This is a genomic window from Plantimonas leprariae (genome assembly GCF_008802405.1).
Lineage (GTDB): Bacteria > Pseudomonadota > Alphaproteobacteria > Rhizobiales > Rhizobiaceae > Plantimonas > Plantimonas leprariae.
Genome location: NZ_VZDO01000004.1, coordinates 1 through 14784, shown reverse-complemented (window position 1 = coordinate 14784; position 14784 = coordinate 1). Strand labels below are relative to the sequence as shown.

Genomic DNA, 14784 nt, shown 5'->3' with positions numbered 1-14784 from the left:
GATGGGCACGGTGCACGTCATCGGCGCCGGCCTTGCCGGCCTCGCGGCGGCGGAGGCGATGCTCGGCTCCGGCACGACGGTCGTCGTGCACGAGGCGGCGCGGCAGGCCGGCGGCCGCTGCCGCTCCTACCACGATGTCGCGCTGGACATGCGGATCGACAACGGCAACCACCTGCTGCTCTCCGGCAATCGCACGGCGCTCGAATACGTCGCTCGGATCGGCGGCGGCGGCGCGCTGGAGATCGCAAACGAATGCGCTTTTCCCTTCGTCGATCTCGGGAGCGGCGAGCGCTGGACGCTGCGCCCGAACGCCGGCCGTGTGCCGCGCTGGATCTTCGACCCCGCCCGCCGCGTGCCGGGGAGCCGCGCGAGCGACTACCTTTCGCCGCTGCGTCTCTTCCTCGCCGGCCCGAACAGGCGGCTGGGGCAGGTCATGCCGACCACCGGGCCGATCTACGAGCGGCTGTGGCACCCACTGCTGCTCGCGGCGCTGAACACCGATCCGGCGGAGGCCTCCGCCCGGCTGGCCGCCACGTTGATGCGCGAAACGCTTGGAATGGGGGGCGATGCCTGCCGCCCGGTGATCGCCAGCGGCGGTCTCGGCGCGGCGCTGGTCGACCCGGCCGTGGCGCTCCTCGAACGGCGGGGGATGCCGGTGCGCTTCGGCTCGTCCTTGCGCGGGCTCGACGTCGAAGGCGGGCGCGTCGCGGGTCTGCGTCTGACCGGGGAAGATATCCGGCTCGGACCCGACGACCGGGTCGTGCTCGCCGTTCCCGCCTGGGTCGCCCGCTCGCTGCTGCCGGACCTCGCCGCGCCGGACGAGCACCGTGCCATCGCCAACGCGCATTTCCGTATCGCCCCGCCGCCCGGCATGCCGACGATCGTCGGACTGGTCCGATCCCTGAGCGAGTGGATCTTCGCCTTTCCCGACCGCCTGTCGGTGACGATCAGCGGGGCGGACCGCCTGAACGACCGGCCGCGCGAGACGCTCGCCGCCGACATCTGGCGCGAGGTCGCCGCCGTCGCGGGCCTTTCCGCAGAACCGATGCCGCCCTGGCAGATCGTGCGCGAGAAGCGCGCGACCTTCCGCGCGACGCCGGAGCAGGTGGCGAAGCGCCCGAAGACGAGAACCCCGCTGGACAATCTCTTCCTCGCGGGCGATTGGACGGATACCGGCCTTCCGGCGACGATCGAGGGAGCCATCCGCTCGGGGCGGAAGGCCGCCGAACTCGCGCTGCGAAGCGGCGGCAGGATATCGCGGAACCGCATGGCAGCATGACCGACGATCTTGTGTTCGAGTCGCGTGATCTCGATGCCCCTTCCCTTGCCGAAGCCGACGCCCCGTCCCTGCCGCCGACGCTGAACGAGCGGATCGCCCGCGCGACCGCCGGGCTGCTGGCACACCAGAAAGATGATGGGCACTTCTGCTTCGAGCTCGAAGCCGACGCGACGATCCCCTCCGAATACGTGCTGCTGCTCCACTGGCTCGGCGAGGAGAACCGGCCGCTGGAAGCGAAGATCGCCGCCTATCTGCGGCGCATCCAGGGCGTGCATGGCGGCTGGCCGCTGTTCACCGACGGTGCGTTCGACATGAGCGCCAGCGTGAAGGCATACTTCGCCCTGAAGATGATCGGCGAGCCGCTGGACGCTCCGCACATGGTTCGCGCCCGCAAGGCGATCCTTTCGCGCGGCGGGGCGGCGAACGCCAACGTCTTCACCCGCATCCTCCTCGCGCTCTACGGGCAGATCCCGTGGCGCGGCGTGCCGGTGATGCCGGTGGAGATCATGGCGCTGCCGCGCTGGTTCCCGTTCCATCTGTCGAAGGTCAGCTACTGGGCGCGCACCGTGCTGGTGCCGCTGCTGGTGCTCCAGGCGCTGAAGCCGGTCGCCGCGAACCCGCGCGGCGTCGGCATCGCCGAACTGTTCGCCGTGCCGCCGGAGAAGGTGAAGCACTGGCCGAAGGGTCCGCATCAGGTCGCTCCCTGGTCGCAGATCTTCGGCGGCATCGATCGCGTGCTGCAGGTGGCGGAGCCGCGCTTCCCTAAGGCTTCGCGCCAACGCTCCATCGAGGCGGCCGTCGCCTTCGTCGACAAGCGGCTGAACGGCACCGCCGGCCTCGGCGCGATCTATCCGGCGATGGCGAACGCGGTGATGATGTACGAGGCGCTCGGCGTTTCGCGCGACGATCCGCGTGTGCGTACGGCGCGCGAAGCGATCGACGGCCTTCTCGTCGAGACCGGGACGGAAGCTTACTGCCAGCCCTGCCTCTCGCCCGTCTGGGATACCGCGCTCGCCGCGCATGCGTTGCTCGAAGCAGGCGGCGAGGCCGAGGCCCGCGCGAAGGCCGGCCTCGAATGGCTGAAACCCCTGCAGGTACTCGATCACAAGGGCGATTGGGCCGAGATCAAGCCGGACGTGCGCCCCGGCGGCTGGGCGTTCCAGTACGCCAACCCCCACTACCCCGACCTCGACGACACGGCCGTCGTCGCCATGGCGATGGACCGGGCGGACAGGAACGCGGGATCGCAAACGTATGCGGAAGCCATCTCGCGGGGGGCGGAATGGGTCGGCGGCATGCAGAGCCGCGACGGCGGCTTCGCGGCCTTCGACGCCGACAACACCCACCACCACCTGAACTACATCCCCTTTGCCGATCACGGCGCGCTGCTCGACCCGCCGACCGCGGACGTCACCGCCCGCTGCATCTCGATGTTCGCGCAGCTCGGGGAGACGGCCGAGACGAGCCCGCGCCTCGCCCGCGCGGTGGAAGCGCTCATCGCCGAACAGCGCGAGGACGGAAGCTGGTTCGGCCGCTGGGGCATGAACTACATCTACGGCACGTGGTCGGCGCTCTCCGCCCTCAACGCCGCCGGCCACGCGCCGGAGGCGCCCGCCGTCGCGAAGGCGGCGGACTGGCTCCTCGCCGTCCAGAACCCGGACGGCGGTTGGGGCGAGGACGGCATGAGCTACAGGATGGACTATCGCGGCTTCGAGCCCTCGCCCTCGACGGCCTCGCAGACGGCCTGGGCGCTGCTCGGCCTGATGGCCGCCGGCCGCGCCGACGATCCGGCGGTGGAGCGCGGCGTCGAATATCTGAGTCGAACGCAAGACGCGGACGGCCTGTGGAGCGACCGCCTGTTCAACGCGGTCGGCTTCCCGCGCGTCTTCTACCTGAAGTACCACGGCTACGCGAAGTTCTTCCCGCTCTGGGCGCTGGCGCGCTACCGTAATCTCAAGGCCGGCAACAGCCGGCGCGTGACCGTGGGGATGTGATGGGCGACGTCACCGGCGGCTGCCTCTGCGGACAACTCCGCTACCGCGCGAGCGGCAAGCCGGAATTCGCCGGCTATTGCTGCTGCGCCGACTGCCGCAAGGCGTCCGGCTCCGGCTTCATTCCCTTCATGGGGTTTCGCGCGGACCGGATCGAGGTCGTCGGCCGGAGCAAGCAGGTCCGCTCGACCTCGTTCCGGGGAACCGAGTCGGTCCGCAGCATCTGCCCCGATTGCGGCTCGCTCGTCTTCGGCGGCGAATACGGCAAGGACGCGATGCACACGGTCTATGCCGGCTCGCTCGACGATCCGTCGCAGTTCGAACCGCGCGACGTCATCTTCGCGCGCGACCGGCCGGACTGGGTGCGCCTGCCGCCGGGGCTGAACGTCTTCGAAACGATGCCGGATTGAAGGCGGACGGTCGTCCCGTCCTCGTCGTCGGCGGCCTCGCGGCCGAGGCGCGCATCGCCGCCGGGCCGGGCGTGATCTGCCTCGCCGCGCCGCCGTCCGCGCTCGCGGGCAAGCTGGAGGACCTCGCGGCCGAACCCTGCGGCGTGATCAGTTTCGGACTGTGCGGCGGTCTCGCGTCAAGTTTGGATGCCGGTTGGCTTGCGGTCGGCACCAAAGCGCTCCACGACGGCCGATCATGGACTTGCGATCCTCGGCTCGCGTCCCGCTTCATCGAAGCGGCGGCGAATGCGGGCGTGAACGCCATCGAAGGCCCGTTCGCCTGCGCCGCCTCGCCGCTCCTCGCCGCGCGGGACAAGGCCGCGCTGCACGAACGGACGGGCGCGGTCGCCGTCGATACCGAGTCGCATGTCGCGGCCGCCTATGCGGCAAAGCACGATCTGCCCTTCGCCATCCTGCGCGCGGTCAGCGATCCAGCGGAAGCGAACCTGCCGCCGCTCGCTGTCCGGGCGATCGGACCGACTGGCCGTTTGGACTGGCGCGCCATCAGCGGCGAACTCGCTTTCCGTCCCGGCCAGCTTCTCCTGCTGCCTGGGACGGCGCTCGACACCCTTCGGGCGATGCGAGCCTTACGCCGCGTCCGCCGTTTGCTTGGCCCGCGCTTCGGCCTTTGATTTCGCCTCGGCTTCCTTCTGGGCCTTGATCTCGCTGAGCTTCATCTGGACGTTGCGCGAGAATACGAACTCGGCCGGGCGCTGCTTGTCGAGCGGGATCTCGGCCGCCATCGGTCCATCGGTGCGGATGCCGCCGAGCGCGACCTTCGCCGCCTTCCACGGCCGGCGGAACGCGTCCTCGACGGCGCTCGCCTCGAAGCCGCTGTGGACCATGCAGTCGGCGCACTTCTCGTAGTTGCCGGTGCCGTAGTCGTCCCAGGCCGTGTCTTCCATCAGTTCCTTGAACGTCTTCGCGTAGCCCTCGCCGAGGAGGTAGCAGGGCTTCTGCCAGCCGAAGACCGTGCGCGTCGGGTTGCCCCAGGGCGTGCAATGGTAGGTCTGGTTGCCGGCGAGGAAGTCGAGGAACAGCGAGGACTGGTTGAAGCTCCAGCGCTTGCCGCCGTCGCCGCGGCGGAACACGTCGCGGAAGATCTCCTTGGTCTTCGCGCGGTTCAGGAAGTGCTGCTGGTCCGGCGCGCGCTCGTAGGCGTAGCCGGGCGAAACGGTGATGCCGTCGAGGCCCAGCGCCATCGCCTCGTCGAAGAAGCTCGCGATGCGCTCCGGGTCGGCGTTGTTGAAGAAGGTCGCGTTGATCGTGACGCGGAAGCCCTTCTCCTTGGCCAGTCTGATCGCCGCGACGGCCTTGTCGTAGATGCCCTTCCGGCAGACCGAGGCGTCGTGCATCTCGCGGTCGCCGTCGAGATGGATCGACCAGGTGAAGTACGGGCTCGGCTCGTAGGCGTCGATCTTCTTCTCGAGCAGGATCGCGTTGGTGCAGACGATGGTGGTCTTCTTCCGCCGCACCAGCTCGGCCACGACCTGCGGCAGGTGCTTCAGGATCAGCGGCTCGCCGCCGGCGATCACCACCACCGGCGCGCCGCATTCCTCAGCCGCGCCGACGCAATCGTCATAGGTGAGGTTCCGATCCAGGATCTCGTCCGGATAGTCGATCTTGCCGCAGCCCGCGCAGGCGAGGTTGCAGCGGAAGAGCGGCTCCAGCATCAGGACGAGCGGGTAGCGTTTCACGCCCTTCAGATGCTGCTTGAGGATATAGCTGCCGACCGAAACGGCCTGGCGGAGGGGAATGGACAAGGATCACACGCCGGTTCGAATGCTGCAGCGCCATAATGGGCGCCTCGGCGACCAAAGCCAACCCCGACCGATCGTTCGTCCGGTAAATATGCCGTTCCGGGTGGAGATTGATCCGGGGCCGCCCGCCCGCTAGGGACGTGCCGTCCGCCCTTCCCCGTTCCTTCCCGTCGAGGTGCCAGCTTGATCGAAGCGGTCGTCGCCCGCTGCATCCGCCATCCCTGGCTCGTGATCGCGGTCTCGGCCGTGCTGACCGCGCTCGCCGTCTGGTGGACCGTCGCGCATTTCGCGATCAATACCGATACGGCGCGGCTCATCTCGCCCGATGTTCCCTACCGGAAGAACGAGATCGCCTTCGCGAAGGCCTTCCCGCAGACGGAAGGGCTGATTGTCGCGGTGATCGACGCGCGCTCGCCGGAAGGGGCGGACCGCGCGGCCGAAGCGCTGGCGAGCGGGCTTCGGTCCCGGCCGGAAACGTTCCGGAACGTCCGCCGGCCGGATGCGACGCCGTTCCTGCAGCGGAACGGCCTTCTCTTGCTGCCAACCGCCGAGGTCGCGCGAACGAGCGAGACCCTGCAGCGTCAGGCGCCGCTTCTCGTCGGGCTGGTTCGGGATCCGACCTTGCGCGGTTTGTCGAACCTCATACTCCAGACGCTGCAATCGTCCGCCGACGATCCGGCAGCCGCGGCAAGTGCGGCGGCGCAGTTCGCCGCGCTGACGAGCGCCCTGCAATCGGGGCTGCAAGGCTACGTCGACCCCCTCTCCTGGCGCGAACTTCTGGCAACCGGCGGCCCTCCGGCCGACAGCGGCGGGCACCGGGCCATCGTCCTCATGAATCCCGTGCTGGACTTCAACTCGCTCGAACCCGGCAAAAAGGCGATCCAGCTTCTTCACGATGTCGCCGACGCCCAAGGTGTGACAGGCACCAGCGGCGTCACGCTGCGCCTCACCGGTCCGGTCCCGCTGTCGGACCAGGAATTCGCGACGGTCGCCGAGAACGCCGGACTGAACATGTCGCTGACGCTGGTCGCGGTGGCCGCCATCCTGTTCATGGCGCTGCGCTCGGCGCGTCTTATCCTGAGCGTGCTCGCGACGCTTCTCGCCGGGCTCGCCTGCACGGCCGGCATCGGCCTCGCGCTGGTCGGAGAGCTGAACCTCATCTCGATCGCCTTCGCGGTCCTGTTCATCGGGCTCGGCGTCGATTTCGGCATCCAGGTGACGGTGCGCTATCGCGCGGAGCGCTTCGCCGCCGGCGACGTCGGCACGGCGCTGGTGCGGGCCGCGCGCGGCGTGCGCATGTCGCTCACGCTGGCCGCGCTTTCGCTGCTCGCCGGTTTCTTCTCGTTCATTCCCACCGAGTTCAGCGGCGTGTCGGAACTCGGCCTCATCGCCGGGATCGGCATGATCGTCGCCTATCTCGCGAGCCTGACGCTCCTGCCGGCGCTGATCGCGGTGATGGGCTCGCGGCCGGAGCGCAAGCCGGTGGAAACGCGCGGGCTGGCGGCGGTGGACCACTGGATCGGCCGTCACCGGCTGCTCGTGATCGCCTCGACGGCGATCCTCGTCGTCGCCGGCATCCCGTTTCTGCTGGGGCTGCCCTTCGATTCGAATCCGATGAACCTCCGCAGCCCCAAGGTGGAATCCGTTTCGACCTTCATCGACCTGTCGAAGGACCCGCGCACCGCACCCAACACCCTCGACGTGCTGGTGCCGGACGAGGCGGCGATCCAACCGATGACGGACCGGCTGAACGCGCTGCCGGAAGTCGCCCGGACGATCGACATCGACACGTTCGTGCCAGAGGACCAGGAGCAGAAGCTCGCGCTCATCGCCAAGGCGCGAGAGGCCGTCGCGCCCGTCGTCGCGGCATTCAACTCGCCCGTGCCGGGCCCGGCGGATCCCGAAACCATCGAGGCCCTGCGCCGGACGGAAGCCGCCCTGAAGCGGGCGGAGGGCGCGATCCCGGACGAAGCGGGAAAAGAACCGCTGCATCGGCTGGCAAAAACCTTCCACGATCTGGCGGAAACCTCGGCCGACCTTCGTCAGGCGGCCGGATCGGCGGCCTTCGGCGACCTCCCGCAGCTCGTCGCGACGCTGCAGGCGACGCTTTCGCCGGAACGGGTGACGCGCGCGTCGCTGCCGCCGGACCTCGTCGCCGACTGGATCGCGCCGGACGGGCGGGCGCGAATCGAGGTCTCGCCGAAGGGCGACTCGAATAGCAACGCCGTGATCCGCCGTTTCGCGGACGCGGTCCGCACCGTCGCGCCGGACGCGACGGGCGCGCCGGTCGGCATCAACGAGGGCGGGCGCACCATCGTGCGCGCCTTCGCCGAGGCCGGGCTCTACGCGCTGATCGCGATCACGGTCATCCTCTGGATCGCGCTGAGAAGGTTGAAGGACGTCGTGCTGGCGCTGGGACCGCTGGTGCTGGCCGGCGTGCTGACGCTCGAAGCGGCGGCGCTCGTCGGCCTGCCGCTGAACTTCGCCAACATCATCGCCCTGCCCCTGATGTTCGGGGTCGGCGTCGCCTTCCACATCTACTACCTGATCGCGTGGCGGGCCGGCATCACCGACGTCCTCGCCTCCAGCCTGACGCGGGCGATCTTCTTCTCGGCGCTGACGACGGGCGTCGCCTTCGGCAGCCTCTACGCGTCGAGCCATCCCGGCACGTCGAGCATGGGCGAGCTCCTGGCGATCTCGCTCGTCTTCACGCTGCTGGCGGCCTTCATCGTGGTGCCGGCCTTTCTCGGCCCACCCCCGCCGGTCGACGACAGCGCAGCGAAGAAGCTCGCCTTCGAAAAGGTGAATCCCTAGAGCAGTTCGAGTTCGCCCGGACGCACCTGCGGGGCGTCGTCGTCGTCCGTGCCGGACAGCCGCCGCTTCATGTCGGAGAGCTTGACGGTGGCGAGCGGCGCGGCGAGGTCGACGCGGATCGCGTCCGGCGTCATCTCGGCCATCACCATCAGGAATTCCGACAGGCCAGCGAGGTGCTGCTGGATGAAGTCGATGTCCTGCGCCGCCACCATGTAGTCCACCTCCGACGATCGCGGGGCCGCCGAGGGATCGCGCGTCAGGAAGCGGTGCATGTCGTCGACGCGAACGGCGAGTTCGTCGCATTCGGCGGACAGCGCCGACAGGAGTCGGGCCAGGGTTCCGACGGACATTTCGATGATCCTTGCGTTCCGCCGGGGGCGAGAGGTTTCGTCAGAAGAGTTCGAGGTCGCCGCCGGCCGAGGCGGGCGCCGGCGCGGGCACGCTGAAGGTCGGCGCCGCGAACACGGCGGGCTTCGTCGGAGCGGCGGTCTTGTCCATCAGCACCTGGCGCGCGCGGCCGCTGATCGGCCAGTATTCGATCCGCCGGCCCTGGTCGCCGCCGAGGCTGCCGCCGACGTAGTTGATGCCTTCCATCTCGAGGAATCTCTTGGCGAACTCGGCGTTCTTCGCCCCGATGTCGGACAGGCCGCCGACCGTGCGCGCGCCGCCGAACAGCTTGGCTTCCAAAGCGTGGCGGCGAGCCCCCTTCTTCATCAGGCCGTTGACCAGAAGCTCCATCAGGTAGAGCCCGTAGGACTCCGACTGGCCGCCGCCCGCGGCCCCGTCGCCCGGCAGGAGGAAGTGGTTCATGCCGCCGACGCCGGCGGCCGGATCTCGGATGCAGGCTGCGACGCAGGAACCGAGGAGTGTGGTCATGACGGCGTCGGGGCGGGTATCGACCTTGGCCTCGCCCTGGATGATGTGGACGCGCCGGAACGGGCCCTCGGCCCGCGTCTCGATCCGACTCACTGCAGCCGCCCCACAACCGCCTCGATGGTCTTCTGCAGCACCGGCACCGAGATCGGCTTCACCAGGAAATTGTTCACCCCCAGCTGCGCCGCCTTCTGCACCAGCTCCTTGTTGCCCCGCCCCGACAGGATGATGAACGGCACCTTCTTGGTCGGCGGATACGAGCGGATCGCCTGCAACAGCTGCAAGCCGTCCAGCTTCGGCATGTTGAAGTCCGAAATCACGATGTGGCACGGCGAGGCCATCATCTGCTTCAACGCCTGCTCGCCGTCCTCCGCCGTCACGATGTTCTGGATCCCCAGCTGATCCAGCGCATCCCGGATCAGCATCCGGCTCGTCCGCTGGTCGTCGACGATCAAGACCTTCAACTGCGACTTCAGGCTCATGTCGCCATGCCCCCTGCTGTGATGCTCGCGCGCTTCGGCAAAGAGGCGATGCGGGAAAGCTTACCTATGGAAATGCAAAATCTTCGTTGATGGCCCGGCGGCGGCATGATCATCAGGCGAAGATCTCCTGGGCGATGCGGCCGAGCGGCAGGCGGCGCTCCGCCCCGCCGTTCTCGTAGGCGACCTTCGGCATGCCGTAGACCAGCGACGTCGCCTCGTCCTGCGCCATCGTCCGGGCGCCCGCGCGCCGCATGGCGAGAAGGCCGTCGGCGCCGTCGCGCCCCATGCCGGTCAGGATCACGCCGGTCATCGTGCCGGCGGCCGCGGCGCTGAGCGAATGGAACAGCATGTCGACGGACGGACGGTGCCCTTGGACCGTATCCTCCTGCGACAGGGCGCAGCGCAGCGCGCCCTTGCCCTTGACCGTCAGGTGCATGCCCCCCGGCGCCAGGTAGACGCGCCCGCGCGTCGCCGGTTCGCCGTTCCTCGCCGGCGCGACCTCCGCCTTGCAGACGCGGTTCAGCCGCGCCGCGAAGGATTCCGTGAAGGCGGCCGGCAGGTGCTGCACGATGAAGGTCGGCGGGCAGTCCGAGGGGAAGCCCGACAGGACGTTCAGGAGCGCCTCGACCCCGCCGGTCGACGAACCGATGCCGACGACGTCCGGCCAGCCGGGATGGCGGTTCGCGGCGACGGGAGCGCCCGTGCCCGGACCGTCGCCGGCGACGCGGGCCGCGACCTGGCGCTTCGCCTTTGCGGCCTCGCGGATGAGCTGCGGCAGCGTCTCGAACGTGTTGCCGGCGAGGCTGCTCGGCTTCGGGATGCAATCGAAGGCGCCCATTTCGAGCGCGCTCAGCGTCGCGGCCGCGCCGGGCTGGGTGAGGTTCGAGACCATGATCACCGGCATCGGCCTGAGCCGCATGATCTTCTCGAGGAATTCGAGGCCGTTCATGTTCGGCATCTCGATGTCGAGCGTGATGACGTCCGGATTGAGCGCCTTGATCTTCTCGCGCGCGTCCAGCGGGTTCGAGGCCTCGGCGATCACCTCGATGCCGGGGTCGGCGGTGAGATGGCGGCGCAGCAGCGCGCGCATCGTCGCCGAATCGTCGACGACCAGAACGCTGACCGGCTTCATCGCCCCGTTCCCCGGATGCAGCGGTAGGCGGTGGTGCCCTCGTAGGCGAGGAAGTCCTGCGCCGGCCCGGTCAGCCGTTCGGAATGGCCGACATAGAGCCAGGCATCCGGTTCGAGAAAATCGCAGAAGCGTCGCCAGATGCGCTCGCGCGTCGGCTGGTCGAAGTAGATCGTCACATTGCGGCAGAAGATCGCCTGGAAGCTGCCCTTCATCGGCCATTCGCCGATGAGGTTCAATTCGCGGAAGGCGACGAGCGTGCGCATCGCGTCCGAGACCTCGAACAGGCGGTTGCCCGGCATGCTGTTCACGGCTTCCGAAAACCAGCGGCGGCGCAGTTCCGCCGGAACCGGCTCGATCGCGCCCTCGTCGTAGATGCCGGCGCGTCCGAAGGCGACGACGTTCGGATCGATGTCGGAGGCGAGGACCTTGATGTCGTAGTCCGCCGCGTTCGGCAGCATCGACAGGATGGTCAGCGCGATCGTGTAGGGCTCGTGGCCGTTGGAGCAGCCGGCCGACCAGATCCGGACGCGCCCTCCCCGCTTCGCGGCTTCGAGCAGCGGCGGCAGATGGCTCTTCTTCAGATGCTCGAAGTGATGGTTCTCGCGGAAGAACTGCGTGACGTTGGTGGTGAGCGCCGCCATCATGGTCATGCGCTCGCCGGCCCCGCCGGTGCTGGCGATCAGCGAACAGTAGTCCTTGAAGCTCGCGAGCCCGAGCGCCCGCAGCCGCTTCGCGAGCCGCGAATAGACCAGCGTCGACTTCTGCGGCGCGAGCACGATGCCCGCGTCCTCGTAGAGGATCTTCGCGATCGTATCGAAGTCGCCGTCGGTCAGCAGGAACTCGCCTTCCGAGCCCTGGCCTTCGCGGCCCTTTGGTTTGGAATTCAACACGGAACCGTGCCCCCGCCGGCTTGTCGCCGATGCCTCGAAACCCCGCCCGGCCGGCCCCTCGACCGATCCTTAAGCGGACCGCCGCCCGATCAGATCAGGCGGCCATCTCCATCTGCGGCAGGACCCCGTCGATCGCGATGAGCGAGATCATGCGCCCCTCGATCGCCATCACGCCGCGCACGAAGCTCTTGGCGAGATCGGAGCCGACGTCCGGCGTCGGCTGCAGGATCTCGTCCGTCACGGTCAGGATGTCCGACACCGCGTCGACGAGGAGGCCGACGAGCTGCTGGTTCACCCGCACCACGATGATGACCGAACGGGCGGTCGGCTGGATCTTGCCGAAGCCGAGGCGGGCGGCGAGGTCGATGATCGGCAGCACCGTGCCGCGCAGGTTGATGACGCCCGTGACGAAGGACGGCGCGTGCGGCAGCGGCGTCGCCGGCGCGAAGCCGCGGATCTCGCGCACCGACTGGATGTCGACGCAGAACTCCTGCTCGGCGATGCGGAAGGCGATGAGTTCCTCGGCCTTGCCGCCCTCGGGGACTTTGGTACGTGACATGCGGGCTACTCCGCCGCTTGAAGGTTGATGCCGGAATAAGACTGCTCGTATCGCGACGTCGCCGCGACCACGTCCACGTCGAGGATCAGTGCCACCCGCCCGTCGCCGAGGATGGTCGCCGCCGCCACGCCGGGCACATGCCCGTAGTTTGCCTCAAGACTCTTGATAACCACTTGCCGTTGGCCCTGGATCGCGTCGAACAGGAGCGCCGAGCGCATGCCGTTCTCGGTTTCCACCAGGATCGCGACGCCCTCGTTGGAATCGGTCGGCGTATCGCAGTAGCCGAGCTGGCAGCCGACATCGACGAGCGGCAGGAACTTCTCGCGCACCGACATGACGCGCTGGTCGCGGCCGAAGGCGCGCACCTCGCCGGACTTGGGCTTCAGCGTCTCGATGATGGCGGTGAGCGGCACGACGAGCGTGTGCTCGCCGGCGGTCACGATCATGCCGTCGAGGACGGCGAGCGTCAGCGGCAGGCTCATCGTGAACATCGAGCCCTCGCCGGGGCGGGACGAGATCGACACGCGGCCGCCGAGCGCCTGCACCGAGCGCTTCACCACGTCCATGCCGACGCCGCGGCCGGAAAGCTCCGACACCTGCTCCTTCGTCGAGAAGCCCGGCAGGAAGATGAGGTTGTCTGTCTCCTCGTCGGTCAGCGTCGCGTCCGCCGGAATGAGGTTCTTCGTGACCGCGATGTTGCGCACGACCTGCCGGTTGATGCCGGCGCCGTCGTCGGAAATTTCGATGACGATGCGGCCCGAGCGGTGCATGGCCGCGACGCGTACCGTGCCCTCTTCCGGTTTGCCCGCCGCGAGACGCTTCTCCGGCGTCTCGACGCCGTGGTCGATGGCGTTGCGGATCATGTGCGTCAGCGGGTCCGACAGGCGCTCGATGACGGTCTTGTCGACTTCGGTCCACTCGCCCTCGGTCACCAGCTTCACCTGCTTGCCGGTGAGGTCCGCAACCTCGCGCACCAGGCGCGGCAGCTTCTGGAACACCGACTTCACCGGCTGCGCGCGGATCGCCATGACGCTGTCCTGGATCTCGCGGGTGAGTTGCTCCAGCTCGTCCATGCCGACGGCGACATCGGAGGCGCGCTGCAGGCCGGCCTGCGCGACGCGCTGCGACAGCATGACCTGATGGATCACCAGCTCGCCGACGAGATTGATCAGGCGGTCGACGCGGTCGAGATCGACGCGGATCGTGGCGGACGGCGCGCCGGCGCCCCCGGCCTTGTCGCCGCCCTCGTTGGCGGCGGCGGCCTTCCCCTTGGTCGGCGCGGCGGCGGGCGCGGCCTCAGCCTTCTCCGCGGCAGGCGGCGCGATGCTGACCGGTGCCGGCGGCGGGGCGGCAGCGACGGGCTCGTCGTCGTCGGTGATGCCGGCGCTGACCGAATCGGACTGGATCTGCGCGAGGAGGTCGGCGAGCGCCGCGTCCACCGCACCGGCATCCTCGGCTCCGCCTTCGGCGCGCTCCAGGGTCAGCTCGCAATCCATCTCGGCGAAGTCGAAGATCTCGCGGATGGCGCTTTCCTCGACATCCGTCATCAGATCGATCGTCCAGGTAAGGTAGGCGCCTTCCGGATCGAGCGTCTCGAAGGACGGCAGGCCGCCCGTGTCGCAGGTCACCGTGCCCTGCCCGAGCGCCAGGCACTCGCGGATCAGGATCGCGGTCTCGTTGCCCTTCACGTAGAGTTCGGGTTTCGGCGTGAAGACGACGCGGTAGCTCGGGCCCTCGCCGGCCCCGCCCCCGCCGAGGATGTCGGAGAAGTCGATGGTGACCGGCGTGAAATCGAGGCCGTCCATGCCGTCGTCGCTCGGCGCGTCGCCGAAGATCGAGGCCGACGGTGCGCCGCCCGCCGCGGGTGCGCCGCCGCCCTTGGCGCCGACATAGGTCTTCAGCTCCTCGGTCACGGAGACCGTGCGCTCGGCATTCGCCGTGCCGCCGTCGCGCGCCGCCGTGACGAGGTCGGCGAGGACGTCGGCCGAGCGCAGGAGCACCTTGACGACGTCGGGCGTCGTTTCGAGCCGGTTCGAGCGGACCTCGTCCAGCGTCGTCTCGAAGACGTGCGCGAAATGCACGAGGTCGTTCAGGTTGAACGCTCCGGCGCCACCCTTGATCGAGTGGACCGCGCGGAAGACGGCGTTGACCGTATCGGAGTCGGCCTCACCGTTTTCGATGTGGAGGAGGCCTTGTTCGAGTTCGGCGAGGCCGTCGGCGCATTCCTCGAAGAAGGTCTGCCGGATTTCTGCCATGGCGTCCATGACGTGTTGCCCCTTCGGCTGCGCTGGTGTCGGATGCGCGGGTGACTGTCGGCTCGGGGCACAAGCGCCCTGGCGTGGCGGGTGACTGAATGGATGGACGGCGGTGCGGCCGGCGAACGGCGCGCCGCAGCAGTTGCGAGGCGTCAGGCGGCGACGCGGTTGATCGCGTCCACCAGCTTCACCGGGTCGAACGGCTTGACGATCCAGCCGGTGGCTCCGGCCCGCCTGGCCCGCGCCTTCTTCTCCGCGTCGCTCTCGGTGGTCAGAACCAGGATCGGGATGGCGCGGCGC

Annotated in this window: 14 protein-coding genes; 5 read left to right on the top strand and 9 right to left on the bottom strand. The window is 68.9% G+C overall.

Annotated features, from left to right (window positions below; translation table 11 throughout):
- Position 1 precedes the first annotated feature (1 nt).
- Genes hpnE through F6X38_RS06400 form a run of 4 tightly spaced genes read left to right on the top strand, consistent with a single transcriptional unit; the run spans position 2 to position 4351 of the window.
- Positions 2 to 1279 carry a hydroxysqualene dehydroxylase HpnE gene (gene hpnE / locus F6X38_RS06415; RefSeq protein ID WP_150968792.1) on the top strand — a complete coding sequence of 426 codons (1278 nt, stop codon included), beginning with the start codon at positions 2 to 4 and terminating at the stop codon, positions 1277 to 1279.
- Entirely contained in the window at positions 1276 to 3273 is a 1998-nt protein-coding gene (gene shc, locus F6X38_RS06410; RefSeq protein WP_150968791.1) for a squalene--hopene cyclase, read from the top strand. The genes hpnE and shc overlap by 4 nt, the downstream gene beginning before the upstream one ends.
- Entirely contained in the window at positions 3273 to 3680 is a 408-nt protein-coding gene (locus F6X38_RS06405) for a GFA family protein (RefSeq protein ID WP_150968790.1), read from the top strand. Before shc ends, F6X38_RS06405 begins: the two co-directional genes overlap by 1 nt.
- Positions 3677 to 4351 carry a phosphorylase family protein gene (locus F6X38_RS06400; RefSeq protein WP_150968789.1) on the top strand — a complete coding sequence of 225 codons (675 nt, stop codon included), beginning with the start codon at positions 3677 to 3679 and terminating at the stop codon, positions 4349 to 4351. The genes F6X38_RS06405 and F6X38_RS06400 overlap by 4 nt, the downstream gene beginning before the upstream one ends.
- On the opposite strand, the gene hpnH is transcribed toward F6X38_RS06400, so the two are convergent.
- The gene (gene hpnH / locus F6X38_RS06395; RefSeq protein ID WP_150968788.1) at positions 4307 to 5482 is read right to left on the bottom strand and encodes an adenosyl-hopene transferase HpnH; all 1176 of its coding nucleotides are present in this window, start codon (positions 5480 to 5482) and stop codon (positions 4307 to 4309) included. The two genes, F6X38_RS06400 and hpnH, sit on opposite strands and share 45 nt — an antisense overlap.
- 180 nt (positions 5483 to 5662) lie before the next feature.
- Between hpnH and F6X38_RS06390 the strand changes: the two genes are divergently transcribed.
- Positions 5663 to 8293, top strand: a complete 2631-nt coding sequence (locus F6X38_RS06390; RefSeq protein ID WP_150968787.1) for an MMPL family transporter — start codon at positions 5663 to 5665, stop codon at positions 8291 to 8293.
- On the opposite strand, the gene F6X38_RS06385 is transcribed toward F6X38_RS06390, so the two are convergent.
- From F6X38_RS06385 to F6X38_RS06350, 8 genes are all read right to left on the bottom strand, one after another.
- Entirely contained in the window at positions 8290 to 8643 is a 354-nt protein-coding gene (locus F6X38_RS06385) for a hypothetical protein (RefSeq protein ID WP_150968786.1), read from the bottom strand. The genes F6X38_RS06390 and F6X38_RS06385 overlap by 4 nt on opposite strands.
- Before the next feature lie 40 nt (positions 8644 to 8683).
- A complete protein-coding gene (locus F6X38_RS06380) occupies positions 8684 to 9262 on the bottom strand; it encodes a chemotaxis protein CheD (protein WP_425482826.1) in 579 nt (192 codons plus the stop codon).
- Positions 9259 to 9648, bottom strand: a complete 390-nt coding sequence (locus F6X38_RS06375) for a response regulator (RefSeq protein WP_150968785.1) — start codon at positions 9646 to 9648, stop codon at positions 9259 to 9261. The genes F6X38_RS06380 and F6X38_RS06375 overlap by 4 nt, the downstream gene beginning before the upstream one ends.
- A 112-nt stretch (positions 9649 to 9760) precedes the next feature.
- Positions 9761 to 10780 carry a protein-glutamate methylesterase/protein-glutamine glutaminase gene (locus F6X38_RS06370; RefSeq protein ID WP_150968784.1) on the bottom strand — a complete coding sequence of 340 codons (1020 nt, stop codon included), beginning with the start codon at positions 10778 to 10780 and terminating at the stop codon, positions 9761 to 9763.
- Positions 10777 to 11667, bottom strand: coding sequence for a CheR family methyltransferase (locus F6X38_RS06365; RefSeq protein ID WP_150968783.1), 891 nt, complete (start codon positions 11665 to 11667; stop codon positions 10777 to 10779). The genes F6X38_RS06370 and F6X38_RS06365 overlap by 4 nt, the downstream gene beginning before the upstream one ends.
- Before the next feature lie 97 nt (positions 11668 to 11764).
- Complete coding sequence (locus tag F6X38_RS06360; protein WP_150968782.1) at positions 11765 to 12229, bottom strand: chemotaxis protein CheW; 465 nt, start codon at positions 12227 to 12229, stop codon at positions 11765 to 11767.
- A 5-nt stretch (positions 12230 to 12234) separates the two neighbouring features.
- Complete coding sequence (locus F6X38_RS06355) at positions 12235 to 14493, bottom strand: chemotaxis protein CheA (protein WP_150968781.1); 2259 nt, start codon at positions 14491 to 14493, stop codon at positions 12235 to 12237.
- Positions 14494 to 14636: 143 nt separating this feature from the next.
- Positions 14637 to 14784, bottom strand: a 148-nt coding sequence (locus tag F6X38_RS06350) for a response regulator (RefSeq protein WP_150968780.1), incomplete at its 5' end; no start/stop codon positions are given.

Coding starts and splice junctions, on each gene's coding strand:
- hpnE (WP_150968792.1), top strand. CDS start 2: ATGGGCACGGTGCACGTCATCGGCGCCGGCCTTGCCGGCCTCGCGGCG.
- shc (WP_150968791.1), top strand. CDS start 1,276: ATGACCGACGATCTTGTGTTCGAGTCGCGTGATCTCGATGCCCCTTCC.
- F6X38_RS06405 (WP_150968790.1), top strand. CDS start 3,273: ATGGGCGACGTCACCGGCGGCTGCCTCTGCGGACAACTCCGCTACCGC.
- F6X38_RS06385 (WP_150968786.1), bottom strand. CDS start 8,643: ATGTCCGTCGGAACCCTGGCCCGACTCCTGTCGGCGCTGTCCGCCGAA.
- F6X38_RS06375 (WP_150968785.1), bottom strand. CDS start 9,648: ATGAGCCTGAAGTCGCAGTTGAAGGTCTTGATCGTCGACGACCAGCGG.
- F6X38_RS06370 (WP_150968784.1), bottom strand. CDS start 10,780: ATGAAGCCGGTCAGCGTTCTGGTCGTCGACGATTCGGCGACGATGCGC.
- F6X38_RS06360 (WP_150968782.1), bottom strand. CDS start 12,229: ATGTCACGTACCAAAGTCCCCGAGGGCGGCAAGGCCGAGGAACTCATC.
- F6X38_RS06355 (WP_150968781.1), bottom strand. CDS start 14,493: ATGGACGCCATGGCAGAAATCCGGCAGACCTTCTTCGAGGAATGCGCC.